This window comes from Rosenbergiella australiborealis (assembly GCF_018494035.1).
In the GTDB taxonomy this organism is placed as follows: domain Bacteria; phylum Pseudomonadota; class Gammaproteobacteria; order Enterobacterales; family Enterobacteriaceae; genus Rosenbergiella; species Rosenbergiella australiborealis.
The window spans coordinates 299,930-326,188 of record NZ_JABBFO010000001.1; the positions used below are offsets into that span (position 1 = coordinate 299,930).

The window sequence follows — 26,259 nt, forward strand, 5'->3', positions numbered from 1 at the left end:
CGGTGTTGAGCTTAACAATTAACCCACTTTAATCAGTGGGTTAGGAGACTTATTTTACGGCTACTTTTTCATCGCCATAATTAAAAGCATCGGGATGGTTGTCAAGGCTACCGCTCAGGGCAGCGTAAAGTACGGTTTTGCCATCAATGGACAGTTCGTCACTAATATTAAGCCATTGCAGGGTTTCGCGATGTGATTTCTCATTATTTTGCAAATAGAGTCCACTCATCTGTTTTAATTTCGCTGAGTAGAGCACGGCAAATTGCTGGTTACCACAGTTATGAGGTTTACAGACAGTATATACCTGATAGCTATTGCCCTTGAGTACTACGGTTTTTGCCGGGGACTCTACTCCTCCAGTTTTAATCCACCTTGGTAAAGATTGGTGGCTAATTAATGCGTTGAGTGCTTTTCCCCCTTCAGGGGTGTTGATTAAGTCACTAAACATCGGGTCAGCAGCAAAGGCGCTGTGTGCGATCATGAATGACGCGATGATACTGAAGCGTTTTAACATACATCCTCCTTTCATTATTGCTGTTAAGTATAGCCACTAAGGCCGTGGTATCAGAAGAAAGTCGTTAGAGTAATAAATAACGGCGTGGTTGGCTTGTATTTAAGCGCTAGTACCAGTATGATTACGCGTCAAATTTTTCAACCGCATTTTAAAACGTTCCTTGCTTCCATGGGCCGCGGTTGACCCTGACAGGAGGCTGAATAATCCGTAAGGAGCAACCGATGCGTCATTACGAAATCGTATTTATGGTTCATCCTGACCAGAGCGAACAGGTTCCTGGCATGATCGAGCGTTACACTGGTGCTATCACTGGTGCAGAAGGCAAGATCCACCGTCTGGAAGACTGGGGCCGCCGTCAGTTGGCTTACCCAATTAACAAATTGCACAAAGCTCACTACGTTCTGCTGAACGTTGAAGCGCCGCAAGAAGTGATTGATGAGCTGGAAACAAACTTCCGCTTCAACGACGCCGTTATCCGCAGCATGGTCATGCGCGTTAAGCATGCGGTAACTGAAGCATCACCAATGGTTAAAGCAAAAGAAGAACGTCGTGATCGTCGTGATGACTTTGCAAATGAAGCCGCTGATGACTCAGATGCTGAGGATTCTGAAGAGTAATTCTTGATGGTGGCTAACCGTCTACAGCTGTCTGGGCATGTTTGCACAGCGGTGGTAAGAAAAACTAGCCCCTCAGGAATCCCGCATTGTCAATTTGTGCTAGAGCATGAATCGATGCAACGGGAAGCCGGTATCAACCGGCTAGCTGTTTGTCGTATCCCTGTGATTATCAGTGGACATGAACATCAGTTAATTACTCAACATATAACGGTCGGTAAGCAGCTTTTACTGCAAGGTTTTGTTCATAGCCATAAGGCGAGAACAGGCCAAAGTAAACTTGTGCTGCATGCCGAGCAGATTGAATTGATAGATTCTGGAGACTAGCCAAATGGCACGTTATTTCCGTCGTCGCAAGTTCTGCCGTTTCACCGCGGAAGGCGTTCAAGAGATCGATTATAAAGATATCGCAACGCTAAAAAATTACATCACTGAAAGCGGTAAGATTGTACCAAGCCGTATTACCGGTACCCGTGCAAAATACCAGCGTCAGCTGGCCCGTGCTATCAAGCGCGCGCGTTACCTGTCTCTGTTACCGTACACTGATCGTCATCAGTAATCGGTAGCTGTCCATTAACGACTTTAAGAGGATAAGGTAATGCAAGTTATTCTGCTTGATAAAGTAGCAAACCTGGGCAACCTAGGTGATCAGGTTAACGTGAAAGCGGGTTACGCCCGTAACTTCCTGGTACCACAAGGTAAAGCTGTCCCAGCAACTAAAAATAACATCGAGTTTTTTGAAACTCGTCGTGCTGAGTTAGAAGCTAAATTAGCGGAAACTCTGGCTGCTGCTAACGCTCGTGCTGAGAAAATCAATGCACTGGGCTCAGTCACCCTCGCAACTAAAGCGGGTGACGGCGGTAAACTGTTCGGTTCAATCGGTACTCGCGATATCGCTGATGCTGTGACCGCTGCAGGTGTTGCTGTTGCTAAAAGTGAAGTGCGTTTACCAAATGGTGTTCTTCGCACCACTGGTGACCACGAAGTTGATTTCCAAGTTCACGGCGAAGTTTTCGCTAAACTGGTTATCAAAATCGCTGCTGAGTAATATCAGTTGTGAGAAAAATGCCGGCGTAAGCCGGCATTTTTGCTTTCATTATTGCACACGTAAAAAACGTCCATCCTTCTGACGGACGAATAATACCTGCCCTTGGGTATTTTCCAGCGTTAATCCCGTCACATCTCCTTGTAATGTCATCCGTATTTTCACCTGCTGACCCGCAGAGAGTGTACTCAATGGTTTATCATTTCCTTGTACACTGACCATGGCATAGAGTGACTCCGTCGGTAATCCATGATCACGGAAGAGTTGTGCTAAGGTTTCGCCTTCAGCCACAGAATACCGATGCCAAACACCTTGTGAATCACTTTCTTCAGTCAGCATGGCTGGAGGATCGATGTGGTGTAACGTAACATCGGGTTTAGGCGTTGGGCCAGGTAGTAGAAGACCAATAATAATGATGAGTAGGGCGATGGCTAGCGCTCGTCGATGCCAAACCGAAAGCGAGGCAACAATGGGGCAAAGTCGGGGGTGTACTTTTGTGGAATAACACTGCTTAATAGTGTTCAGCAATGCCAATATCTTCTCCTTCATCACTGCCTCCATTAGCCTTGGGCTAAGATTTCACTACCGTAATGGTCACTATTGTTAATCTTTCTTAAGAAAAAGTCATTACTCCGCGGATCAATTTTACCAATAGCTCACACACTGCTATTCTTGCGGTTCAATTTATTTAGAGAAAAGGAACAGAAATGACGACTCTTTCTTTTGACAGTGTCGAAACGCAAGCAAGCTATGGCATCGGTCTGCAAGTTGGACAGCAATTATCAGAATCAGGATTACAAGGTCTTGAGCCTGAAGCTCTGCTCGCCGGTTTGCGTGATGCGCTGGAAGGAAACTCGCCGGCTGTACCTATGGATGTTTTGCATCGTGCATTACGTGAGATGCATGAACGTGCTGAAGCGGTTCGAGAAGAACGTACGAAAGAAATGGCCGCTGAAGGTGCTAAATTCTTGGAAGAGAATCGCCAACGTGAAGGTGTTAACAGTACCGAATCAGGCTTACAATTTCGTGTGTTAACACAGGGTGAAGGTGCGATTCCTTCCCGCCAAGATCGTGTTCGTGTTCATTACACGGGTAAACTCACTGATGGCACAGTATTCGATAGTTCTGTCGCCCGGGGTGAACCGGCGGAATTCCCAGTAAGTGGGGTTATCGCAGGTTGGATTGAAGCATTAACGCTGATGCCAGTCGGGTCGAAGTGGGAGCTGGTTATTCCTCAACACTTAGCTTATGGCGAACGCGGCGCGGGTGCATCAATTCCACCGTTTAGCACGCTGGTGTTTGAAGTCGAATTACTCGAAATTCTTTAACAGCAGAATGATGATTAACCGGCCTTGTGCCGGTTTTTTTTCGCCCCTGTAATAAGGTTTACCCTGACCCTTTTTTAGCGTAGGGTCATCGGCAACCTAATAGAGTTCATAACCATAATGCGCGTTGATAGGAGGCTGACAATGTTAGAACAGATTAATCATATTGCACGCTTAGCCGGTGAAGAGATTTTGAAAATCTACCATCGCGCAGAAGGCCTCGGCGTTCAAGTAAAAGCCGACGATTCTCCGGTGACGGCTGCTGATCTTGCAGCGAATAAAATCATTATTGAAGGCTTACAGGCTTTAACACCCGATATTCCTATTTTATCTGAAGAGTCTACTGTTGAATGGTCAGAACGACAGCATTGGACACGTTATTGGCTTGTAGATCCGCTTGATGGAACTAAAGAGTTTATTAAACGTAATGGTGAATTTACCGTTAATATTGCGCTTATCGACAATGGAAAGCCTGTGTTGGGTGTCGTTTATGCTCCTGTGTTAGAAACCTTATATTGCGCAGCAGAAGGTAAGGCATGGAAAGAGGTTAAACAACAAGGGCTTGAGACGATACAGGTAGCCATTGCTCATCCTCCTTTAGTCGTCGTCAGCCGCTCCCATGCGAATAATGATCCGGAATTGAAAGATTATCTCCAACAGCTCGGTGAGCACCAAACGGTCGCAATCGGTTCTTCTTTGAAGTTTTGCCTAGTTGCAGAAGGACAAGCTCAGCTTTATCCACGCTTTGGCCCGACCAATATTTGGGATACCGGAGCAGGTCATGCCGTTGCGCTTGCTGCAGGGGCTCGAGTCACTGATTGGCATGGTATTCCTCTCGATTACACTCCACGAGAATCGTTTTTAAATCCCAATTTCCGTGTTTCACTCTTCTAAATAGTCCGTTTTTTTGTTCCCTTATTTGAGGGAGCAAAAAAATATAGGATTGCCATAAATTTGTCACTCAACTTGCCGATAATCTCCATAAGTTTCTTCTTAGTGAGAAATAAAGCGCTTAGATTTCCGTATCAATCACCGCCTTATACCGATAAGCACTTTTATTGATATGTTAATCAAAGATTGTTTGTATGTGCTTTTTGTGTTTTCTGGATAACAAACTACACTCTATCTCAGAATGCAGGAGCAAAGAGAGAAAGATAAAGTGAAAATTTATAAACGCTATAACCCAATTCAGATCGCCCGCTACGTGAAGACGTTATTTAAAGGCGTGATTTATATAAAAGATATTGGTGAATTTCATTTTGACCAAGGACGGGTATTAAAACCTTTGAACAGTGATATTCAGCGACTCAGCATCATGTCTGAAATTAATCGTCAGGTTAACGAATTACAAATAAAATTTTAGACGTTTGGCCACAGCCCTATGATTGCTGTGGCCGAATTTTCTGGCCGTTTTTTTTATCCCATCCTAGAAATCTTGTTTTTCTCCTACGGATATAGTATTGGATGCGAATAAGTCTTTTCTATTTTTCATATCGACCCATCCGCAAGATATTCCATATTTAATACCTCATAGTGAAATAAAAAATTTACGGTTTTCGATAAGATTATCAGACGGTGTGTTGTCGTCTGGACTAGTCGCAGCAAAGTTAAAAGTTTGGCTTCATCTGTACGATTTATTAATGTTGTTTTCAGAAGATGTTTACGTGATATACGTAGTAAAGTCCCACGGTAGAATAAATTTTAGAGTGAGATTATTTGTGACAAATAGCCAACGTTTGAACTATGCAATTGATCTTAGAAAAAAAGGATTTTTTGAGGAAAGCAGGAATATACTTTTATCGTTATTAGCATCTGATAGTGGGCAAGGTACCCTCTATCTCAACATAGCATGGTCGTATGACAACCAAGGTTTAGAAAAAGAAGCGTTAGAGTATTACACTAAGTCGCTAAATGAAACGCTATCTGAAGATGAGTATTTTGAAGCCAAGTTTGGACTAGCCTGTACACATCGATGCTTAGGTAATCTTCACGATGCGGAGCTAATTTTTGAGATATTGATTAAGGACTATCCGTCTAAAACAGAAATCGTTCCGTTCTTTGCACTTTGCCTAATGTCATTAGATAAAATGGGTCGAGCTTGTGAACTTCTGTTTGAACTTTTAATTCAACATTCACCGACTCAAGCTATTTCTAGCTATCGACGTGCACTCTTGGAGTATTATTCTCCGCGATAATATGGGTTCGTTTTAGGGAGGCCACGAATAGGGTGGAAGGTATAAATCGTTATATTTAGAGGGTAATGTTAATTTTCGTTCTAGGTCGACGCTGATTACTTTATGTGGAACATAATCAAGGACTGTTCACTCAGTTGCTGACTCGGAGCGGTCGGTTTCAGTTTAAATTGCCTGAGAAACCTCGCTCCCCGCGATGGTAAACCATCACGGAGAACGTAGCGGCCGTCGTTAATGATTATTTCCCATTAATTTCGTCGATGACCTGTCCTGCTGGTGTCAACGGAGTAGGGCGTTCATCAATCACGCGTGTAACAAGTAATTGGTCGATGCGGTAATTATCAATATCGACGACTTCAAATTTGTAACCAGAGAAAATGACAAAGTCTGTACGTTTAGGAATTTTACGCAGCATATACATCATAAAGCCGCCAATAGTTTCGTAGTTGCCGGAGTGAGGAAACTCTTCGATATGCAGCACCCGCACTACGTCATCAATCGGCGTTCCGCCTTCGACTAGCCATGAGTTTGCGTCACGGGCGACAATCTGCTCTTCAAAACCTTGTCCCACTAAATCGCCCATTAATGTGGTCATGACATCGTTAAGCGTAATGATACCGACTACTAGCGCGTACTCATTCATGATGACCGCAAAATCTTCACCGGCAGTTTTAAAACTCTCTAAGGCTTCAGAAAGCGTTAACGTATCCGGGACAATTAATGCAGAACGAATCTGAACACCGCTACTTAATGTCATGCTTTGATTGCCTAACACACGCAATAGCAGCTCTTTAGAGTCGACATAACCGACAATATGGTCAATATCGCCGTTACAAACTAAGAACTTGGAATGGGGATGATCGGCGATCTTCGATTTTAGTACCGATTCTTCCTCATTAAGATCAAACCAGACAATATTTTCACGCGAAGTCATTGATGAAGGGACGGTGCGCGATTCTAACTCAAAAACATTTTCAATTAATTCGTGTTCTTGTTTACGAAGCACCCCCGCTAAAGCACCGGCTTCAACCACTGCATAAATATCGTCCGGCGTAATATCGTCTTTACGATCCATTGGAATTTTAAAGAGGCGGAAGACATTGTTCGCCATACCATTAAAAAACCATACTAGGGGGCGGAAGATCAATAAACAGATACGCATCGGGCCAATAATACGCAGCGCAATGGCTTCGGGTGCAATCATCCCGATACGTTTCGGTGTCAGGTCAGCGAAGAGAATAAATAAGCTGGTTACGATGGTAAATGAACAAATAAAACTTAATTGCTCTGATAACTCAGGTGAAAGAAAGCGCCGGAAGAAATCTGAGAAGACCGGCATAAAAGCTGAATCACCGACGATGCCCCCTAAGATGGCGACCGCATTGACGCCAATTTGCACGACGGTAAAAAACATACCCGGTGACTCTTGGAGTTTGAGCACATGCTCAGCACGAATATCGCCATCATTAGCGAGGAGTTTGAGCTTGATTTTACGCGCCGCGGCCAGAGAGATTTCTGACATGGCGAAGAAAAAACTAATAACAATTAATACTAGGATGACAAGTAAGCTATCTAACATAAGAAGTCCGAAGTTTATAAGCTTGTCATTTTTGGCCTGGGCAACTTCTCAACAAAGCAACGTTCAGGCAGTCAGTGAGGAAGAACACGTTATCCGTGCCAAAAATGTCTGTTAGGGCATATTCACTATGAATAATGCTCAGCAACAGAAAAGACAGTAATGACTGCCTACGCAGAGTATAGCAGTTGCGATGATTAAGTCGCTAGAGGGAAATGTGCAGAATTGCAGCATTATCGATTGCTTTACGATCACCGGTTGTAATTTATGCAGGGTTTTTGGACAATGGGATAATCGATTAGAAAAATTATCTTTTGATTTTTGATTTCTCAGGTCCGATAGAGACTATGCTTATAACTCTGTGTATATTTTAATTAATTTACGCGATTTGCTGTTGCAAATGGATGGTTAACAGGAGAGTTCGTGTCACGTTTAACACTTTATAGTATGGCAGCACTTTTGTTAGCCACCCCTTCATTATTGCAGGCAGCCACAGTTAGGGTAAACCTTGAAGGGCTTTCTGGTGAATTACAAAATAATGTCAGGATCAGGCTATCTACCATTACCAGTGAAGAAATCAGTGCAGATGGTCGTTTTCAAGCGCGTCTGGATGCTGTGATTAAACTCGGGCTACGGGCTCTCGGTTATTATCAACCTATTATCACTTACCGACTCTCTCCTGAACAGGCACTACCTTCTGGCCAAGTGTTAACGATTCATGTTGACCCCGGCGTACCGGTTAAGATTGGCGGTAGCACGATCCTGGTGGAGGGTGAAGGGAAGAGTGATACTGATTACCAGCAGTGGGTTGAAAAAGGACGCCCAACAGTTGGGGCAGTGCTTAATCACGGCGATTACGATAAATTTAAATCAGGGTTTTCGAGTATTGCCTTACGAAAAGGCTATTTCGATGGTGTATATCGTAAAAGCGAGTTAGGCGTATCACTTCCTCTCCATAAAGCGTTTTGGGATATTGATTATGATACGGGGCAGCGTTATCGCTTCGGCAAAGTGACCTTTACTGGTTCGCAAATACGGCAAGAGTATCTCGAAAAGTTAGTCCCTTTTCATGAAGGCGACTATTACGATTCGCGTAGTCTTGCCGAATTGAACCGTCGCCTATCTGCAATGGGATGGTTTGGATCTGTCGTTGCTGCGCCTGAATTTAAGGGGTCGCAAAAAACAAAAGTTTTACCGATAAATACAGCGCTTACTCCAGCGGTAAAAAATAGTTTAGAAGTCGGTGCCGGTTTTTCGACTGATGTTGGCCCACAACTTAAATCAACATGGAATCGACCTTGGGTTAATGAATATGGGCACAGTATTACTGCGACCACCTATCTTTCTCAACCTGAGCAACAACTTGATTTTACCTACAAAATACCTCTTTTAAAAAACCCACTTGAACAGTATTACCTGATCAAAGGGGGGCTTAAACGCACTGACTTAAACGATACGAAGGCAGATTCGACAACAATTGTTGGGTCGCGTTATTGGGAAAACAGTAGTGGTTGGCAGAAAGCGATAAATCTGACTTGGCGTTTAGATCACTATACCCAAGGAACCTATACCAATACGACAATGTTACTTTATCCAGGTGTTAGTGTGAATAGGACACGCTCACGGGGCGGATTAATGCCCACGTGGGGGGATACACAGCGTTATTCGGTTGATTTCTCGGATACTACTTGGGGGTCAGGCGCTAATTTCGTTATTTTGCAGGCGTCTAATGTATGGATACGTACTTATGCGGAAAGAAACCGCTTTGTGGTACGTGGAAACCTAGGTTGGATAGAAACGGATGATTTCGACAAAGTCCCACCTGACCTGCGTTTCTTCGCCGGGGGAGATCGCAGTATTCGCGGTTATAAATATAAAAATATCTCTCCTCGCGATAGCGAGAATAATTTAACCGGTGCGAGCAAAATGGCGACGGGCTCTTTTGAATACCAATATAACGTTACCGGTAAATGGTGGGGGGCAGCCTTCATTGATAGCGGTGAGGCGGTTAATAACATCAAAGATACTGATATTAAAACTGGGGCAGGGGTCGGTGTTCGTTGGGCCTCGCCGGTAGGGCCGATTAAATTTGATATTGCCACACCTATTGGTGACAAAGATAACCACAGTCTCCAATTTTACATTGGCTTAGGACCTGAATTATGAGTTGGTGGAAAAAGGGGCTTATCGGCCTACTCGTCGTCGTATTACTCTTAATCACAACGGTAGCCTGGTTAGTGGGCACCACGTCTGGCTTACATCTACTTTTTAAGGGGGCAAATCGTTGGGTCCCTGGTTTGCATATTGCTGAGGTTCAAGGTGGTTGGCGTAATCTCCTTTTGCGTGATATTACCTACCAGATGCCGGGTGTTGCGGTAAGAAGTGGACAGTTTCATCTTGCCGTAAATACGTCATGTCTATGGCATTCGTCAGTGTGTGTTGATGATCTCGCGTTAAGTGATGTGAGTGTGGTGGTCGACACCAGTAAAATGACACCTTCTGCCCCCGTTAAACAAACCGAAAGTACGCCGTTAACGAATATTTCCACGCCTTACCCACTAACACTTCAACGACTCGCTTTGCAAAATATTAATGTGAAGGTTGATGGTACAAGTATTGCTCTGGGAGAATTTAGTACAGGTATCACTTGGCAAAAACGGCAAATTACATTAGCTCCGACTCAGATCACTAATTTCCTGTTGGCGTTGCCAACGGTGACCCAAGTTGCAGTAGAAAAAGCGGCAGAAACGACACAAAAAGCGATAACCCAAACGCCTGAACAGGCTGCACAGCAAAAGAAAGCGGCCGACGAACAAGCCCGGATCGCCGCCCAACAACCGCCGCTGGGGGATACCTTACGAGCGCTATTTGCTAAGCCACTACTCAATTTACCCGCTGTGACTTTACCAGTTGATGTCGATGTGCAGGGAATTACTGCCCATAATTTACAAGTTACAGGTGATACCAATTTAACCATTACTCAGCTTATGCTGAAAGCTAACGCTATTAACAATCATATCGCGTTACAACAACTGCAAGTACAGGCGATTCAAGGGCAACTTCATGCGAGTGGCGACGTCAATTTGGCGGATAACTGGCCTGTGAATCTGACCCTTAATAGCACCGTCAATGTCGATCCCATTAAGGGACAAAAGGTGAAGTTGCAGTTAAAAGGAAACATGAAACAGCAGGTTAACCTTGGTATCAATCTATCGGGGCCAGTCAAAGCCCAGCTTGATGCTATGGCCCAACCTGCCACTATTGGGTTACCTTTCTCCTTAGCCGTTAATAGTCCGCGTATTCGTTGGCCCTTAACTGGGCCTGCTGAGATTCAAGTGGATAATCTTAATCTCAACACATCCGGTAAAGCATCAGATTATCAGATCCACCTGGCTTCCTATGTAACAGGAACCAGTATTCCGCCTGCGCAAATTACGGTAAATGGTAAGGGTGATCTGGGGCAGTTTAATTTAGATCGATTACGTCTGGCAGTGTTACAGGGGAATATCGACCTGACAGCCTTGGTTGATTGGAATAAAGCAATTAGCTGGCACAGTGATTTGACCTTAAATAATATCAATACTACCCGTCAATATCCGGATTGGCCTGCGAAATTGAACGGTGAAATAACCACGAAAGGCAGCTTATTTGGTGGAACGTGGCAAGTAAGTGTTCCGAAAATCGATATAAAAGGGAATGTTAAACAGAGCCCCGTTAACATTGAAGGTAGCCTACAGGGGAATAGTTATATGCAGTGGAATGTCCCGCGACTGCTTGTGGCGTTGGGGCGTAATCACCTTGATATTCAAGGTAAATTGAATGAGACATTAATGTTGGATGCGACGATTGATGCACCAGCATTAGACAATGCGTTGCCGGGACTCGGTGGTACGATTAAAGGCGTGGTGAAGGCAAGAGGAACGCTAAAACAGCCACAGCTCCAGGCCGACCTTCAGGGCCGAGCTTTGCGCTGGCAGCAACTACGCTTACAGTCATTGGCGTTGACGGGGAATGTCACCTCGGCTGAGCAAATTTCCGGTAAGTTAATGTTAAATTTACAGAAATTTCAGCAAGACGGTATCGATATCAATCAGATCTTGCTGAATGCTGGTGGTAACGAGCAAGCCCATCAATTAACGCTTAAGGTTACAGGAAAGCCTGTTGCTGGCGAATTAGCATTAACCGGACATTTCGATCGCCAGCAACAGCGTTGGCAGGGAAGTTTATTGCGTAGTCAATTTACAACCCCTGTCGGTAATGTCACTCTCAGTCGTGCTGTGAGCTTAGATTATCAAAATAGTCGACGCACTATTACCGTCGGGAGTCATTGTTGGTTAAACCCTAATGCAGAGATTTGTGTCCCTGAACCGATTGTTGCAGGGCCAGAGGGGCATGCACACTTACAGATTCGACGCTTCGATCTCGCAATGTTGAAGTCCTTTTTACCTGCGCAAACACAACTCTCTGGACGTTTTAGTGGTGATACCCGTGTAAACTGGACTGAGAAGGGCGGCTTGCCTGATGCTAACTTGAGCTTAATTGGCCAAGGGGTCGAAGTTCGTCAATATGTTCAAGGTAATACTCTGCCTATCGCGTTTGATCGATTAGAGGTGAAAGCAGCATTGGTAAAAGGTAAAGCCCAATTACAATGGCTGATTAAGCTGGTGAACAATGGGCAATTGACCGGTAATGTACAGATTGCGGATCCTGAAAATCGTCGATTACTCGGGGGAAATGTTAATATAGATAATCTTTCCCTAGCACTGCTTAATCCGGCATTGATGAAAGGGGAAAGTGTACAAGGTATTTTAGACAGCCGGTTACGACTTGGCGGATCGTTACAAAATCCTCAAATTTTCGGGCAGCTTAATTTAAAAAATGCGAAAGCGTTAACCAGTGCCATGCCAGTGGAACTGACCGATGCTAATCTCTCGATGTTTTTTAATGGTATGTCATCGACACTGGATGGTCTGATCCAAACGGGACATGGAAATCTCTCTCTTTCGGGGAATGCGGATTGGCGACAGTTAGACAATTGGCGTGCACATATTGCTGCCAAAGGTGAAAAAATCCGAGTAACTGTTCCGCCAATGGTACGAATGGATGTCTCCCCAGATATCACTTTTGATGCAACGCCCGCGGCCTTCAACCTAAATGGTAGAGTCGACATTCCTTGGGCAAGGATTATCGTGCAAGACTTGCCACAGAGTGCAGTGGGCGTATCTTCGGATGAAGTGATGTTAAACGCACAATTGCAACCGATTCAACCGACGACAGCCAGTATGGCGATTAATAGTAATTTAATCATACATGTCGGTAATGATGTGAAGATCTCAGCCTTTGGACTAAACGCCAGTCTCAACGGTGACCTTAGTGTTGGGCAAGGGAAAAATGGATTGGGCTTGAATGGACAAATTAATATTGCTTCAGGTCGTTTCCATGCCTATGGTCAAGATTTAATCGTCCGCAAAGGGCAGCTTCAGTTCTCTGGTCCACCGGATCAACCTTATGTCAATCTTGAAGCTATTCGTAATCCTGATGCCACAGAGGACAATGTAACCGCTGGAATTCGTGTAACAGGATTAGCAGATGAGCCGAAAGTTGAGGTATTCTCTGATCCGACCATGTCACAACAAGCAGCCCTGTCTTATCTATTAAGAGGGCAAGGCCTTGGCGAAGGTGATGACAGTAATGCACTAACTTCGGCTTTAGTGGGGTTAGGGGTTGCACAAAGTGGTCAGGTTATGGGTAAAATCGGCGAGACTTTCGGTGTCAGCGATTTAGCGCTAGATACTTCTGGCGTAGGTAATAGCCAGCAAGTCCAAGTTAGTGGCTATGTGTTACCAGGCCTACAAGTAAAATACGGAGTGGGAATCTTCGATTCGTTAGCAACGCTTACGCTACGCTATCGTTTGATGCCTAAACTCTACCTGGAAGCAGTGTCTGGCGCAGATCAGGCACTGGATGTGCTTTATAAGTTTGAGTTTTAGCTATGCGAATCATTGTCTATGGCAGTTTAAGACGTAAGCAGGGAAATAGTCATTGGATGACCAATGCTCAATGGCTCGGCGACTATCAAGTTGAGGGCTATGAGCTGTATAATTTAGGCCACTATCCAGGGGTAATCCCCGGTGAAGGGAAGATTGAAGGCGAAGTTTATCGTATTGACGCAATGACGCTAGGGGAACTTGATGCGTTGAGAACCAAAGGGGGGGAGTACAAGCGCCAGCTTGTTCCTACACCTTATGGCAGCGCATGGATGTATATTTACCAACGATCTGTTGCTGGCCGTCAGCATATTCCGAGTGGAAATTGGCTTGATAGGGTAGATCACGCGTAAGACAAAAACGCCGTCATTACATTTGACGGCGTTTTTCTTTCTGAAAAAGATTTTACTTCTGTTTTGCACGCTCGAAAGAAGAGACGATTTCAGCTTTCGCTGCTGCAGCATCACCCCAACCTTCAACCTTCACCCACTTACCTTTTTCTAATGCTTTATATTGCTCGAAAAAGTGTGCGATTTGGCCACGTAGTAATTCAGGCAGATCGTTAACGTCTTTAATGTGGTCGTATTCTTTAGACAGTTTGCTGTGTGGAACAGCAATCACCTTAGCATCTTCACCCGATTCATCTGTCATTTTTAATACGCCAACAGGACGACAACGGATCACTGAACCTGGTTGTAGTGGGTAAGGTGTTGGAACAAGCACGTCAACCGGATCACCATCTAAAGAGAGGGTATGGTTGATGTATCCATAGTTGCATGGATAGAACATTGCCGTTGCCATAAAGCGGTCAACAAAGAGAGCGCCTGATTCTTTATCAACTTCATATTTAATCGGTGCCGCATTTGCAGGGATTTCAATAACAACGTTGATATCTTCAGGTAAGTCTTTACCCGCTTCGACGAGGTTCAAGCTCATGGTTGATTCCTATTACCAGTAAAATTTGTGGTGCGTATTATAACGAATTACGCACCGGTATGGTTCGATTTTTTATCTGCCTAGCTATTTTCACTGATAAAACGTTCAACATCTTCAACCATCTGCCGGTTACCCACGTAAAATGGGCAACGCTCATGAATTGTTTTCGGTTTCAAATCGAGAATACGGTTTACCCCATCGCTGGCCTTACCACCGGCTTGTTCTGCCAAGAACGCCATTGGATTGCATTCGTACAGTAAGCGTAATTTACCTTTTGGATAGCTAGCAGTTTGCGGATAAAGATAAATCCCACCTTTTAATAGATTTCGGTGGAAATCCGCGACTAATGAACCGATATAGCGAGAAGTGTAGGGGCGATGAGTCGCAGTGTCTTCCTCTTGACAAAATTTCAGGTATTTTTTTACCCCAACAGGGAAGTGAACATAATAGCCTTCGTTGATCGAATACATTTTACCAATAGCTGGATAAGTAAGACGCTCTTGATTTAAGCAGAATACCCCTAGAGAAGGGTCGTAAGTAAAGGCATTGACACCATTACCTGTGGTGTAAACCAGCATGGTTGACGAGCCGTAGACTACGTAACCGGCGGCGACTTGTTGGCTACCTGGCTGCATAAAATCTTCTTCAGTAATCGGTGTGCCAACTGGCGAGATACGGTGATAAATAGAAAAGATCGTTCCAACAGAGACGTTCACGTCAATATTAGAGGAGCCGTCTAGGGGATCCATTAATACAACATAGCGCCCATCTTCAACACCATCAAAAATAACGAATTCATCTTCTTCTTCTGAAGCAATACCTGCAACAATTCCCCGAGCTTTCAGTGCTGATTTCAACTTTTCGTTAGCATATAAGTCGAGCTTCATTTGCTGCTCGCCCTGAACATTCTCAATACCGTTCGCGCCGAGAATATCTAATAACCCAGCTTTATTGATATCACGATGAATAATTTTCGCGCCAAGTTTAATTGCTGAAAGAAGGGCGGTTAGTTCACCAGTGGCGTGGGGGAAGTCTGCTTGTTTTTCAACAATAAATTCGCCTAAAGTCTTCATTGCGTATCCTGCTTGTTAGTTGGCTAATTTTTTAGTGACGATACAGCCAAGCTACACCGCGGTTAGGATCAAATCAATGCTGCGAGTTGCTCCTGAATGCGATATAGGTAAACTGTACAAAAAACTTAGTGGTAGATCTATTTATGCGAATTCATATTCTCGGTATTTGTGGGACATTCATGGGCGGCCTAGCGATTCTCGCGCGCTCATTAGGGCATGAAGTGACAGGATCGGATGCAAATGTTTATCCACCGATGAGTACGTTGTTAGAGCAAGAAGGCATTAGTCTTACCCAAGGTTATGATCCTCAACAATTAGTACCCGCACCTGACTTAGTGATTATTGGCAACGCTATGACCCGCGGTAATCCCTGTGTTGAAGCGGTATTAGAAAATAATATTCCCTACCTTTCCGGCCCACAGTGGTTGCATGATTTTGTATTGCGTGATCGGTGGGTGTTAGCCGTTGCAGGTACGCATGGTAAAACAACAACAGCGGGTATGCTGACGTGGATTCTTGAGTCTTGTGGCATGGCTCCGGGGTTTGTGATTGGTGGCGTACCGGGTAATTTTAGCGTGTCAGCGCGATTAGGTGAGACACCATTCTTTGTGATCGAAGCAGACGAATACGACAGTGCCTTCTTCGATAAACGTTCAAAGTTTGTACATTACTGCCCACGCACGTTAGTTTTAAATAATTTAGAGTTTGACCACGCCGATATCTTTGAAGACTTGAATGCCGTGAAGAAGCAGTTTCACCATTTACTGCGTATCGTGCCGGGGCAAGGTAAAGTTATTTGGCCGGAACAGGATGCTAACTTACGTAGCGTTGTTGCAATGGGCTGCTGGAGCGAACAAGAGACAACTGGGGCTCAGGGGCAATGGCGAGCACAGAAAAATTGTCCTGATGCTTCACGTTGGACGATTTACCTCAATAATGAAGCCGTTGGTGATATCGAATGGGGGTTAGTGGGCGAGCATAATATGCACAATGGCTTGATGGCAGTTGCTGCGGCTCGACATATCGGTATTACGCCACACGATGCAGCAAATGCATTGAATAGCTTTATTAACGCCCGACGTCGTTTGGAGCTTCGGGGGGTGGTCAATGGTATTGAGGTGTATGATGATTTTGCGCATCATCCTACCGCGATTCTCGCTACATTATCAGCTTTACGCAGTAAAGTTGGTGGCACACGTCGTATTATTGCCGTTTTGGAGCCTCGTTCTAACACCATGAAATTGGGTGTCAGTAAAAATGAGCTTGCTCCTTCGTTAGCTCGCGCCGATGAGGTGTTTTTATTTCAACCCAGTCACATTCCTTGGCGGGTCTCAGATGTCGCTGATGCCTGTGTTCAGCCAGTGCAATGGAGTGCGGATATTAATAATTTAGTCACGATGATTACGAAGTCGGTTAAGCCAGGCGATGTCATTTTAGTCATGAGCAATGGTGGCTTTGAAGGGATCCATCAAAAACTGTTGGACAGTCTGTCGACTTTACACGCAGTGTAATCGAGTTATGCCGCTCAGTGTTGACGCTGGGCGGCAATGAACGATTAGGCTCCGGCCAGTTCACGCAAGTATTGGAAAATCTGGCGCGATGATTTCGGTGGCTTATTCGTTGCTTTCTCTTTTTGTGCATTACGGATCAAGCTGCGAAGCTGTTGGCGATCCGCCGTAGGATACAGCTCAATCACTTCATCCATCGCACTATCACCTTGCTCAATCAGACGATCACGCAGGACTTCTAATTTATGGAAAAGGGCAACTTGTTGGTTGTGTCTGTTTTTCAGCTTATCGAGCGCGAGGCGGATTGGCTGCTCGTCACGTGAACGCAGCATTTTACCAATTAATTGAATTTGGCGACGGCGTCCTTCTTTTTTGATCCGTTGCGCTAATTCAATGGCTTGACGTAGCTCTTCATCAAGTGGGATTCGATCGAGTTCATTTTTACTTAACTCCATCATCTCCATACCGAGACGCTTAAGCTCTTCTGCATCACGTTTGATTTCGCTTTTACTGACCCAGATAATCTCTTCGTCTTCTTCATCTTGCGGATCAGGTTGGTGGTCGAGCCACTCATCGGGCGGGTTAATCATGGTAGGGCTCCTAAAAAAAGTGGCTTATGCTATCAGGTTACAGCCAGACTGCGAAATTGTTCTCTGACTCTGTTAAACTCATTCTACCTTCAGATAACAGCAGATGGCAGAGCAATGAGTGAATCTCTTCAAGTTTTAGAACAACAACAGGTTCTTGAACAAGCAGTCGAACATGCCTTAGCATTCGCAAAAACCCGCACTGACGGCGCAGAAGTTGCGGTAAATAAGACTACAGGCCTGAGTGTGAGTACTCGCTATGGCGAGGTAGAAAATGTTGAATTCAATAGTGATGGTGCGCTCGGCATTACTGTCTATTTAGGACAACGTAAAGGGAGCGCGTCATCGACGGATTTAAGTCCAGCAGCGATTGAGCGCGCGGTACAGGCGGCGACAGATATTGCCCGTTATACCTCTGAAGACCCTTTCTCCGCAGTTGCCGATGCCTCGTTGCTGGCTTGGGATGCCCCAGATTTAGACCTCTATCATCCCGTTGATATTACGCCAGACCAAGCGATTAGCTACGCCGCCGCTGCTGAGCAGGCCGCATTACAAAGTGATTCGCGGATTGTTAACAGTGAAGGCGGAAGTTTTAGTAGTCATGCAGGCATTCGAGTTTTCGGGAATAGTCATGGTTTTCTGAAAAGCTATAGCTCGACGCGTCATTCACTGTTTAGCTCGGTCATTGCGGAACAAGATGGACAGATGGAGCGGGACTATGCGTATACATCGGGTCGTGATTTCGCCGATCTAAAGAGCGCAGAGTGGGTGGGTAAAGAGTGCGCGCGACGCACGTTATCACGACTCTCGCCACAAAAACTGTCGACGCGCAAAGCACCGGTCTTATTTGCACCTGAAGTAGCGAGTGGATTAATCGGTCATCTTGTCGGTGCGATCAGTGGTAGTAGTGTTTATCGTAAATCGACATTTTTGCTTGATAGCCTAGGGAAGCAAATTTTTCCGGAATGGTTATCAATTGTTGAGAAACCACATCTACTGAAGGGAACTGCTTCTTCGCCTTTTGATAGTGAAGGCGTGCGGACTCAAGACCGTACTATTGTTTCTCAAGGGATCCTACAGACATGGTTACTGACTAGCTATTCAGCACGTAAACTTGGCTTACAGAGTACGGGTCATGCAGGTGGGATCCATAACTGGCGTTTAGCTGGCCAAGGTCAGAGCTTTGAGCAACTACTTAAGCGTATGGGAACCGGATTAGTGGTGACTGAGCTCATGGGTCAGGGTGTGAGCGCCATGACGGGTGATTACTCCCGAGGCGCTGCTGGATTTTGGGTGGAGAATGGTGAAATTCAGTATCCAGTTAGTGAAATTACGATTGCCAGTAATCTCCAAGATATGTGGCGTACGATGGTAACAGTCGGGGATGATATTGATGAGCGAGGCAATATCCAATGCGGTTCCATTTTGTTAGAACAGATGAGTATTGCCGGCCAGTAATAAGAGGGAAACAGCGATGCGAACAGTGAGTCTCGTTATACTTAGCACAACACTACTTTGTTCCGCGCTATCGCTTTCTGCTCAAGCTGCGGATTTAGAAGGCGATATGATGAGCCTTTCCGATGGGCTGAGTACGGTGACAAGCAGTAACAATAATCAAGCGATGCAGCAGGCACTGACTGATATGCGTCATGCAGCAGAAGATGCCAAGACGGCAACGCCTCCATCGTTAGCGGGTAGCGCGCCACAAAGCCCAGCGATGCAGGGATGGCGTAGCGCTTTTGACCAACTGCTTGGGAAAATTTCACAAGCCGATCAGCTAGTTAAACAAGGGAAGTTAACCGAAGCGAAGCAAGTCGCACAGCAGATTGCGGTACTGCGAAATGAAAACCACCGTAAATACCGGTAGAGTATTTATCCTATCAGTGACGATTTCTCATTACTGAGATCAGCCAGGTAAGGGCGCGCGTTGTACAGCCAACTTGGGAAGGGTAGGGCTCTATCGGCGTTAGTGGCTGACGAAAAATTCGGCTGAGCGACCAATAAAAAAGAGGTTACTGCAAAGCAGTAACCTCTTTTCAAAAAAAGGTGAAGCTGACCGATAAGCCGGGTTCTGTCGTGGACAGTCATTCCTCTAGGCCAGCAATCGCTCACTGGCTCAAGCAGCCTACCCGGGTTCAGTACGGGCCGTACCATGTGAACCCCTATTTGGCCTTGCTCCGGGTGGAGTTTACCGTGCCACGGACTGTTGCCAGCCGCGCGGTGCGCTCTTACCGCACCCTTTCACCCTTACCTGATCCCCTACGGGCCATCGGCGGTTTGCTCTCTGTTGCACTGGTCGTAGGCTTGCGCCTCCCAGGCGTTACCTGGCACCCTGCCCTATGGAGCCCGGACTTTCCTCCCCTCCGCCCGTCTCCCTTTCGGGACGACGACGAAGCGGCGACTGTCTGGTCAGCTTCGGCGGCGGATGATAGGGGAATTCGCCGCAATTGTCACGTTTTTCTGTTATTTACTCCGCCGATTGTTGTGTTAATGCATATTTATAAAGGGCATTTTTCTTTACTCCGTGGATCTCTGCGGCCAGCGCGGCGGCTTTTTTCAGGGGCAGTTCCGTTTGTAAAAGCGCAAGGGTGCGTAGGGATTCGATCGGCAGTGTCTCTTCCTGAGATTGATAGCCTGCGACAATGAGTACCATTTCACCTTTACGGCGATTATCATCTTCTTGTACCCACGCGAGTAATTCAGCAACTGGGGCACCGTAAATAGATTCCCACGTTTTGGTTATTTCACGGGCGAGAACGACATGTCGATCTTCCCCTAGCTCGGCCACCATATCGGCCAAACAATCGAGTAAACGATGGGTCGACTCGTAAAAAATTAAGGTGCGCGGTTCTTCAACTAATGCCCGTAGTGCATCACGCCGACCTTTACTTTTTGCCGGAAGAAATCCTTCGTAACAAAAACGATCGGAAGGTAAGCCCGAGGCACTTAATGCGGTGATTGCTGCGCATGCACCGGGCAGCGGGACCACTTTTAGACCTGCTTGACGACAGCGCGTGACAAGGTGATAGCCGGGATCGTTGATCAAAGGGGTTCCAGCATCGGAAACCAACGCTATACTTTCACCTTGTTGCAATTTATTTATCAGCACATCTGCTTTTTGCTGTTCATTGTGGTCATGTAATGAGAATAAGCGCGCATTGATGGCGAAATGTTGTAGAAGCATACCGGTATGGCGTGTATCTTCTGCTGCAACAAGATCGACACTGGCTAATATGGTGAGTGCGCGTTGGGTAATATCGGCCAAGTTACCAATAGGGGTAGGAACAATATATAATGTCCCTACAGAAATCTCTGACTGATCGAGTTGTTTCATTGTTTCATCCGAATTGCCGTTTTACTATAAGGCGTTCTGAAAAAAACATAATAGGTACTCTATGCTTTCTTCATGTGTGAATCGTCGTAACGCAGGGCGTTTTGTTCCTGTTGTGTTGGCCGGATTGATTTTGGCGGCTTGTAGTGTAAATCAAGATACTCAAGCCCCGTCGGCTACTGTTCAAGCCACTGCGAATCAAGGGTCTGCCTATTATCTACAACAGATGCAGCATAGCCAAGATGATAGCAGGACTCACTGGCAATTACTTGCAATACGCGCATTGCTGGATGAGGGGAAAATGCCAGAAGCGGCACAGCAGCTGCAACAATTACCCCATTCACTGGCGGGTGAGCAGCAGGTTGAGAGCCATTTACTCAAGGCCCAATATGCGATCAGTCAACAGCAATTTCCCGATGCTGCACGGCAACTCACGGCGTTACCTGTCTCCCAGTTGAATGATAACCAACGGCAGCGCTATTATCATTTACTCATTGCCAGTGCGCCCGCAGAAGCACCCATAGATTTGCTACGTGCCTATATCGCCCTACAACCAACACTTTCCGCCGTTGACCAGCAAAAAAATCTCGACGCTACTTGGCAAGTGTTAGTCACCATTCCTCAGAGTCAAGTGGGCAATATTACCATTAACGCCAATGAGAATATTTTGCAAGGTTGGTTGGACTTACTGGGCGTGTACTATCAAAATCGCGATCAGCAGGATAATTTAAAACGTGCGGTCAAAGATTGGCAGACCCGTTATCCTGACAACCCGGCCTCAAAAACTTTACCGACTGGGTTACTTCAAGTGATGAATCTCTCAGCCGCATCCACCAATACTATTGCCTTACTTCTCCCGTTGACTGGCCCGGGTGCCGTATTCTCAAAAGCAATCGAGCAAGGGTTTGAAGATGCGCGTAACGGCAACTTATCTGCGAGTGTGCCTGAGGTCAATAATGCGGTAATTCAGGCGCCTCAAACGCAGATCAGTCCTACAGCGAACACTGTTGTTAGCCCATCGGCAACGTCTATCCCGACGCAACCCGTCGCATCGGTTACTCCTTCTACTGCTAGCCCAACAGCTTCTGTTCCGGGAACAGCCAGTGCGAATACCGCTGCACAAATTAAAGTGTACGATACCAATGGTCATCCTATCGACCAATTGTTACAACAAGCGCAACAAGACGGTGCCACCTTGGTGGTAGGCCCTTTGCTTAAAGAGGATGTTGCTAAAGCGGTGACTACGCAAACCACGCTGAATATCTTAGCGTTGAATGAGCCGACTGATTTACAAAATCATCCTAATGTTTGTTACTTTGCGTTATCCCCTGAGAACGAAGCTCGGGATGCGGCGCAACATATGTGGGCTCAAGGTAAACGCTCTCCCATTTTATTGTTGCCTAACAACTCGTTAGGGGATCGCGTCGCGAATGCCTTTACCCGTCAATGGCAAGCACTAGGGGGCTCAACAGTACTGCGTCAAACAATTGGCTCAGAGAGCGACTTACGAAGTGAAATTAATAGTAAGGCTGGCATCAGCCTAACCGGGGTTCCCGTGATACCGGCTACAAGCCAAGCGACCTCATCCTCAGCTATAACAGTGGCAGGAATGACCTTTGATGCCCCAATGTCGCAGCCTGTTTCTAGTAGTGGGGATGTCGATTCGGTGTATATCGTCGCCAATCAAGCATCTCTAGATTTAATTAAGCCGCTTATCACGATGAAAATTGGTTCGCAAAGCCATGTCGCTTTTTACGCGAACTCCCTGAGTTCTCAAGCAGGGGCAGGGCCTGATTTCCGATTTGAAATGGAAGGATTACAGTTTAGCGATATCCCTCTTCTTTCTGGTGCTAATCCCGCCTTAAAACAGCGTGTTACTGCGCAATTCGATCAGGATTATACCCTTACCCGGTTGTATGCGATGGGCGTCGATGCGTGGACACTGGCAAACCATTTTACACCGCTTCGTCAACAGGCCGGATACCAAATTCAGGGTAATACTGGACTGCTTCAAGCAACGCAAAATTGTGTGATAAACAGGACGTTATCATGGAACCAATATACCCACGGAGATATTGTGCCCGTCAATTAACCCGTAAGCAGCAAGGTGAGCTAATGGAAAAGCTCGCCTGCGATTATTTACAGCGTGCAGGGTTATACTCGGTCGCAAAAAATGTCACCTATCGACAAGGTGAGCTGGATCTGATTATGCTAGACGGGCTAACCTATGTTTTCGTTGAAGTGCGCTATCGTAAAAATCATCATTTTGGCGGTGCAGCAGCGAGTATTACTTGGCGTAAACAGCAGAAAATTAAGACTGCGGCGGCATACTGGTTATTAACCCAAAATAAGTGTTTATCAACAGCTGATTGTCGGTTTGATGTGATTGCGATAACCGGATCGCAGATTGACTGGATAAAAAACGCTTTTTATTGAGATTAACAAAGTTAGGTGATGGAGTGCAGGATAGAATTAAAGCGTGTTTTACTGAAAGTATACAAACACAAATCGCGGCTGCTGAGGCACTCCCCGATGCTATCTCACGTGCGACGGTGGTGATCGTTCAGTGTTTATTAAACGGCAATAAAGTGCTCAGCTGCGGTAATGGCGCATCCTCGGCAAATGCCCAGCACTTTACTGCCACAATGATTAATCAATTTGAGAATGAACGACCGAGCCTTCCTGCTTTTTGTTTAAGTGCAGATAATATTATGCTGACTGCGATTGGTAATGAACGCCAGCATGACGAAATATATGCAAAGCAAGTGCGGGCATTAGGTCAAGCGGGTGACATTTTATTAGCGATTTCAACGCGCGGTAATAGCCCGGACATCGTGAAAGCTGTTGAAGCAGCGGTAACTCGTGATATGACAATTGTAGCCTTGACCGGTTTTGATGGCGGAGTCTTGGCCGGGCTCTTAGGGCCGCAGGATGTTGAAATCAGGATCCCGTCACACCGTAATGCTCGTATTCAAGAAATGCATATGCTGACAGTGAATTGTTTAAGTGAGTTAATTGATAATTCACTTTTCCCGCATCAGGAAGGTTAAGGAGAAAAGTCATGAAATTACCCTTTGTAGTTATTTTATTAGGTAGCACGCTAGCCCTGCAAGGATGTGCGGCTGTGCTAATCGGATCAGCGGGTGTTGCTACCAAGTCGGCCACCGATGCGCGTACGGTAGGCACTCAGGTAGATGATGGTACCTTGGAGCTTCGTGTTGCGAATGCCTTAGCTACCAATAAAGAGCTTAAATCGACTGCCCATATCAACGAAACCGCTTATCAAGGAAAAGTGTTACTGACAGGGCAAGCACCTAGTCAGGCCTTGGCTGATAAGGCTCGAGAAATTGCGGCGAAAACTGAGGGAACCACTGAGGTGTATAATGAGATCCGCATTGGTAGTAATGTCAGTTTAGGAACATCCTCAACAGATACCTGGATTACGACAAAAATTCGTTCTCAACTCCTCGCCAGTGACCAAGTGAAATCGTCCAGTATCAAAGTTACTACTGAAAATGGTGAAGTTTTCCTAATGGGATTAGTGACAGCAGCGGAAGGACAAGCTGCCGCGGAGCTGGCTAGTCGAGTCAATGGTGTGAAGCACGTCACCACGGTATATACTTTTTTAAAGTGAACCTATGCTTAAAGAGCGCGCATTAACCTTAGAAGCCTTACGTGTGATGGATGCCATTGAACGGCGAGGAAGTTTTGCTGCCGCAGCGGAAGAGCTGGGTAAAGTGCCTTCTGCACTCAGTTATACCATGCAAAAGCTAGAAGAAGAGCTTGATGTCGTTCTCTTTGACCGATCAGGTCACCGTACTAAATTTACTAATGTTGGACGATTGCTGCTAGAGCGTGGTCGCTTTCTTCTTGATGGGGCAGAAAAATTAGCCCGCGATGCGGAAGCCTTAGCAAGAGGTTGGGAACCGCAATTGACCATAGTGTGTGAAGCGTTGGTCAATTGTGAATACCTCTATCCGTTAGTTAATAAGTTGACAGAAAAAAGTCATACTCAGCTCAATTTACTGACCGAGGTATTAGCAGGGGCTTGGGAGAGTTTGGAAGAGGGACGTGCTGATATCGTTATTGCTCCTACACTGCACTATCGGACTTCCACAGAGATCAACAGTCGCAAACTGTGTAGTATTAAAAGCCTTTATGTAGCGAGTGTTGATCATCCTATTCTTCAAGAGCCTGATCCTGATGCAGAATCTGTACGCCTAAAGTATCGAGGAATCGCTGTTGCTGATTCTGCTCGTAAAAGACCGGCGATTACCGTACAGGTTCTGGATAGGCAAAGCCGCTTGACTGTAAGTAGCATTGAAAATAAGTACCATGCCATTATCGCCGGTTTAGGGGTTGGGACTTTACCTTATCCGATGATTGAGGACGATTTGCGTCAAGGACGTTTGAAAGTTATTTCTGATACTTATCAACGTGATATCGATGTGATTATGGCTTGGCGGCGAGACAGTATGGGCGAGGCAAAATCTTGGGCCTTACGTGAGATACCGAAGATTTTTGCCAAGCGATTCCCGCATATTTAGCGGGAGTCGCTTAGGAAGTGTTAGCGAGGAATTAGTTTTTTAATCATTCGCCAGCTACTCCAAAGTCCAAACCCTTTTTTGACTAGCTTACCTAAGGTTTTGGGGCGCCGAGCGACCCATAGCGTGAGTAGGCTTCCACCAATCGCGAAGTATCGGCGGGCGGCATAGGCAGCAGACCATATCTGGTCATAACGTGAAGTGGCAACAATCCACTGCTGCTGACAAGACGCAAGATCCATACGCTGCGTTTGAATAGTGGTTAGCAATTCTTGCTTGCGAGCTTCACGTTGATGACGGTTCATGCTTGCTTCTCCTCGAGTTGTTTACGGTCAGTATCCAACTCCTTACGGGTGTGCTTGAGTAGCGTCGAACGGCGTGATTTCACTAGCGCCCAGACCCCGAAGATTACCGCAAGTGCAAAAAGAACAACGGTAGTGATGATGATGGCATAGAGCCTTGCACTTGGCGGAACAGCAAGTATGACAAGGATCATCAAACTCATTAAGCCAAAGGCAGTAAAGATCATCGTCAGGCCTACCATCAGTAGCATTTGTAAGAGGTTGGCTTTCTCTTCTTCTAATTCAACGATAGCTAAGCGGATACGGGTCTCAGCAATACTGACTAGGGTGGTTAATATGCGTTGTCCCACACCTAGGATCCCTTGTCCTGGTGCTGAGCCAGGTCTTGAGCTACTCATCTTAGCGCCGAGAAATAAGAATGCCGACGACTAAACCGATCGCCGCGCCGAGTCCAACACCATGCCAAGGTTTATCATGAATATAGGTGTCAGCTTTTTGTGCAGCGTCACGGGTAGATTGAGCGAGACGTTCGCTTGAATCACCCAATTGGTCGCGTGTATTTTGCAAAGCATCCTGTGCTTTCTGATGTAAGCGAGAAAGTTCAGTACGAGATTTGTTGCTACCTTGATTTAACACTTCTTCGAGCGTGTCTGCTAATGAAGCTAACTCTGCGCGTAGATCGTTGGAAGCATTATTTTTCGACATCAGAGACTCCTTTAGGGGGG

The 26,259-nt window shown here is 45.8% G+C and carries 29 protein-coding genes and 1 other RNA gene; 19 read left to right on the top strand and 11 right to left on the bottom strand.

What is annotated here, in order from left to right; genetic code table 11:
• Positions 1-49: 49 nt before the first annotated feature.
• A complete protein-coding gene (locus tag HGT73_RS01470) occupies positions 50-514 on the bottom strand; it encodes an Ivy family c-type lysozyme inhibitor (protein WP_244968398.1) in 465 nt (154 codons plus the stop codon).
• 221 nt (positions 515-735) lie between these two features.
• On the opposite strand from HGT73_RS01470, the gene rpsF reads away from it, so the two are divergent.
• From rpsF to rplI, 4 genes are read left to right on the top strand one after another with little or no spacing between them, the layout of a single operon-like run.
• Positions 736-1,131, top strand: a complete 396-nt coding sequence (gene rpsF, locus HGT73_RS01475) for a 30S ribosomal protein S6 (RefSeq protein ID WP_048912783.1) — start codon at positions 736-738, stop codon at positions 1,129-1,131.
• Between the two features lie 9 nt (positions 1,132-1,140).
• Positions 1,141-1,455, top strand: coding sequence for a primosomal replication protein N (priB, locus tag HGT73_RS01480; RefSeq protein WP_241607421.1), 315 nt, complete (start codon positions 1,141-1,143; stop codon positions 1,453-1,455).
• 4 nt (positions 1,456-1,459) lie between these two features.
• Positions 1,460-1,687 carry a 30S ribosomal protein S18 gene (gene rpsR / locus HGT73_RS01485; RefSeq protein WP_000135199.1) on the top strand — a complete coding sequence of 76 codons (228 nt, stop codon included), beginning with the start codon at positions 1,460-1,462 and terminating at the stop codon, positions 1,685-1,687.
• A gap of 39 nt (positions 1,688-1,726) precedes the next feature.
• Complete coding sequence (rplI, locus tag HGT73_RS01490) at positions 1,727-2,176, top strand: 50S ribosomal protein L9 (protein ID WP_214211884.1); 450 nt, start codon at positions 1,727-1,729, stop codon at positions 2,174-2,176.
• Positions 2,177-2,224: 48 nt separating this feature from the next.
• Here the strand turns inward: rplI and HGT73_RS14925 are convergent, their stop codons facing one another.
• Positions 2,225-2,722 carry a LysM-like peptidoglycan-binding domain-containing protein gene (locus HGT73_RS14925; RefSeq protein WP_276516136.1) on the bottom strand — a complete coding sequence of 166 codons (498 nt, stop codon included), beginning with the start codon at positions 2,720-2,722 and terminating at the stop codon, positions 2,225-2,227.
• A 158-nt stretch (positions 2,723-2,880) separates the two neighbouring features.
• Here HGT73_RS14925 and fklB point away from each other — a divergent pair, with 158 nt between their 5' ends.
• From fklB to HGT73_RS01515, 4 genes are all read left to right on the top strand, one after another.
• Positions 2,881-3,501, top strand: a complete 621-nt coding sequence (gene fklB, locus HGT73_RS01500; RefSeq protein ID WP_214211886.1) for an FKBP-type peptidyl-prolyl cis-trans isomerase — start codon at positions 2,881-2,883, stop codon at positions 3,499-3,501.
• Positions 3,502-3,642: 141 nt separating this feature from the next.
• The gene (gene cysQ / locus HGT73_RS01505) at positions 3,643-4,392 is read left to right on the top strand and encodes a 3'(2'),5'-bisphosphate nucleotidase CysQ (RefSeq protein ID WP_214211887.1); all 750 of its coding nucleotides are present in this window, start codon (positions 3,643-3,645) and stop codon (positions 4,390-4,392) included.
• A 265-nt stretch (positions 4,393-4,657) separates the two neighbouring features.
• Positions 4,658-4,861, top strand: a complete 204-nt coding sequence (locus HGT73_RS01510) for a DUF1107 domain-containing protein (protein ID WP_214211888.1) — start codon at positions 4,658-4,660, stop codon at positions 4,859-4,861.
• A 355-nt stretch (positions 4,862-5,216) separates the two neighbouring features.
• Positions 5,217-5,693: a tetratricopeptide repeat protein gene (locus HGT73_RS01515; protein ID WP_214211889.1), complete on the top strand. Its 477-nt coding sequence runs from the start codon at positions 5,217-5,219 to the stop codon at positions 5,691-5,693.
• Positions 5,694-5,928: 235 nt separating this feature from the next.
• Here HGT73_RS01515 and HGT73_RS01520 read toward each other — a convergent pair whose 3' ends face one another.
• Positions 5,929-7,269, bottom strand: a complete 1,341-nt coding sequence (locus HGT73_RS01520; RefSeq protein ID WP_214211890.1) for a hemolysin family protein — start codon at positions 7,267-7,269, stop codon at positions 5,929-5,931.
• Positions 7,270-7,713: 444 nt separating this feature from the next.
• Here HGT73_RS01520 and tamA point away from each other — a divergent pair, with 444 nt between their 5' ends.
• From tamA to HGT73_RS01535, 3 genes are read left to right on the top strand one after another with little or no spacing between them, the layout of a single operon-like run.
• A complete protein-coding gene (gene tamA / locus HGT73_RS01525; protein ID WP_214212087.1) occupies positions 7,714-9,432 on the top strand; it encodes an autotransporter assembly complex protein TamA in 1,719 nt (572 codons plus the stop codon).
• A complete protein-coding gene (gene tamB, locus HGT73_RS01530; protein ID WP_214211891.1) occupies positions 9,429-13,256 on the top strand; it encodes an autotransporter assembly complex protein TamB in 3,828 nt (1,275 codons plus the stop codon). The genes tamA and tamB overlap by 4 nt, the downstream gene beginning before the upstream one ends.
• A 2-nt stretch (positions 13,257-13,258) precedes the next feature.
• Positions 13,259-13,606, top strand: coding sequence for a gamma-glutamylcyclotransferase family protein (locus tag HGT73_RS01535; RefSeq protein ID WP_214211892.1), 348 nt, complete (start codon positions 13,259-13,261; stop codon positions 13,604-13,606).
• Positions 13,607-13,658: 52 nt separating this feature from the next.
• Here HGT73_RS01535 and ppa read toward each other — a convergent pair whose 3' ends face one another.
• Positions 13,659-14,189, bottom strand: coding sequence for an inorganic diphosphatase (ppa, locus tag HGT73_RS01540; RefSeq protein ID WP_214211893.1), 531 nt, complete (start codon positions 14,187-14,189; stop codon positions 13,659-13,661).
• A gap of 80 nt (positions 14,190-14,269) precedes the next feature.
• Entirely contained in the window at positions 14,270-15,262 is a 993-nt protein-coding gene (gene fbp / locus HGT73_RS01545; RefSeq protein ID WP_214211894.1) for a class 1 fructose-bisphosphatase, read from the bottom strand.
• Positions 15,263-15,405: 143 nt separating this feature from the next.
• Here fbp and mpl point away from each other — a divergent pair, with 143 nt between their 5' ends.
• The gene (gene mpl / locus HGT73_RS01550; RefSeq protein WP_214211895.1) at positions 15,406-16,773 is read left to right on the top strand and encodes a UDP-N-acetylmuramate:L-alanyl-gamma-D-glutamyl-meso-diaminopimelate ligase; all 1,368 of its coding nucleotides are present in this window, start codon (positions 15,406-15,408) and stop codon (positions 16,771-16,773) included.
• A gap of 44 nt (positions 16,774-16,817) precedes the next feature.
• Here the strand turns inward: mpl and yjgA are convergent, their stop codons facing one another.
• Positions 16,818-17,360: a ribosome biogenesis factor YjgA gene (gene yjgA / locus HGT73_RS01555; RefSeq protein WP_214211896.1), complete on the bottom strand. Its 543-nt coding sequence runs from the start codon at positions 17,358-17,360 to the stop codon at positions 16,818-16,820.
• Positions 17,361-17,474: 114 nt separating this feature from the next.
• Here yjgA and pmbA point away from each other — a divergent pair, with 114 nt between their 5' ends.
• A complete protein-coding gene (gene pmbA, locus HGT73_RS01560) occupies positions 17,475-18,815 on the top strand; it encodes a metalloprotease PmbA (protein WP_214211897.1) in 1,341 nt (446 codons plus the stop codon).
• Between the two features lie 16 nt (positions 18,816-18,831).
• Positions 18,832-19,224, top strand: coding sequence for a cytochrome b562 (gene cybC, locus HGT73_RS01565; protein ID WP_214211898.1), 393 nt, complete (start codon positions 18,832-18,834; stop codon positions 19,222-19,224).
• A gap of 177 nt (positions 19,225-19,401) precedes the next feature.
• Here cybC and rnpB read toward each other — a convergent pair.
• Together rnpB and rsmI are read right to left on the bottom strand one after the other, a co-directional pair.
• Positions 19,402-19,774, bottom strand: an RNA gene (gene rnpB / locus HGT73_RS01570) — RNase P RNA component class A.
• 50 nt (positions 19,775-19,824) lie between these two features.
• A complete protein-coding gene (gene rsmI / locus HGT73_RS01575) occupies positions 19,825-20,691 on the bottom strand; it encodes a 16S rRNA (cytidine(1402)-2'-O)-methyltransferase (protein WP_214211899.1) in 867 nt (288 codons plus the stop codon).
• A 61-nt stretch (positions 20,692-20,752) separates the two neighbouring features.
• Between rsmI and HGT73_RS01580 the strand changes: the two genes are divergently transcribed.
• Genes HGT73_RS01580 through HGT73_RS01600 form a run of 5 tightly spaced genes read left to right on the top strand, consistent with a single transcriptional unit; the run spans position 20,753 to position 25,235 of the window.
• Positions 20,753-22,780 carry a penicillin-binding protein activator gene (locus tag HGT73_RS01580; protein WP_214211900.1) on the top strand — a complete coding sequence of 676 codons (2,028 nt, stop codon included), beginning with the start codon at positions 20,753-20,755 and terminating at the stop codon, positions 22,778-22,780.
• Positions 22,738-23,124, top strand: a complete 387-nt coding sequence (locus tag HGT73_RS01585) for a YraN family protein (RefSeq protein WP_214211901.1) — start codon at positions 22,738-22,740, stop codon at positions 23,122-23,124. The genes HGT73_RS01580 and HGT73_RS01585 overlap by 43 nt, the downstream gene beginning before the upstream one ends.
• Positions 23,125-23,147: 23 nt before the next feature.
• The gene (diaA, locus tag HGT73_RS01590) at positions 23,148-23,738 is read left to right on the top strand and encodes a DnaA initiator-associating protein DiaA (protein ID WP_214211902.1); all 591 of its coding nucleotides are present in this window, start codon (positions 23,148-23,150) and stop codon (positions 23,736-23,738) included.
• An 11-nt stretch (positions 23,739-23,749) separates the two neighbouring features.
• Complete coding sequence (gene dolP, locus HGT73_RS01595; RefSeq protein ID WP_214211903.1) at positions 23,750-24,322, top strand: division/outer membrane stress-associated lipid-binding lipoprotein; 573 nt, start codon at positions 23,750-23,752, stop codon at positions 24,320-24,322.
• Between the two features lie 4 nt (positions 24,323-24,326).
• Entirely contained in the window at positions 24,327-25,235 is a 909-nt protein-coding gene (locus HGT73_RS01600; protein ID WP_214211904.1) for a LysR family transcriptional regulator, read from the top strand.
• 20 nt (positions 25,236-25,255) lie between these two features.
• Here the strand turns inward: HGT73_RS01600 and HGT73_RS01605 are convergent, their stop codons facing one another.
• The 3 genes from HGT73_RS01605 to HGT73_RS01615 are packed head-to-tail and all read right to left on the bottom strand — an operon-like array spanning position 25,256 to position 26,239.
• Positions 25,256-25,537, bottom strand: a complete 282-nt coding sequence (locus tag HGT73_RS01605; RefSeq protein ID WP_214211905.1) for a YqjK-like family protein — start codon at positions 25,535-25,537, stop codon at positions 25,256-25,258.
• Complete coding sequence (locus HGT73_RS01610) at positions 25,534-25,932, bottom strand: phage holin family protein (protein ID WP_214211906.1); 399 nt, start codon at positions 25,930-25,932, stop codon at positions 25,534-25,536. The genes HGT73_RS01605 and HGT73_RS01610 overlap by 4 nt, the downstream gene beginning before the upstream one ends.
• Before the next feature lies 1 nt (position 25,933).
• Entirely contained in the window at positions 25,934-26,239 is a 306-nt protein-coding gene (locus HGT73_RS01615; RefSeq protein WP_214211907.1) for a DUF883 family protein, read from the bottom strand.
• Positions 26,240-26,259 lie beyond the last annotated feature (20 nt).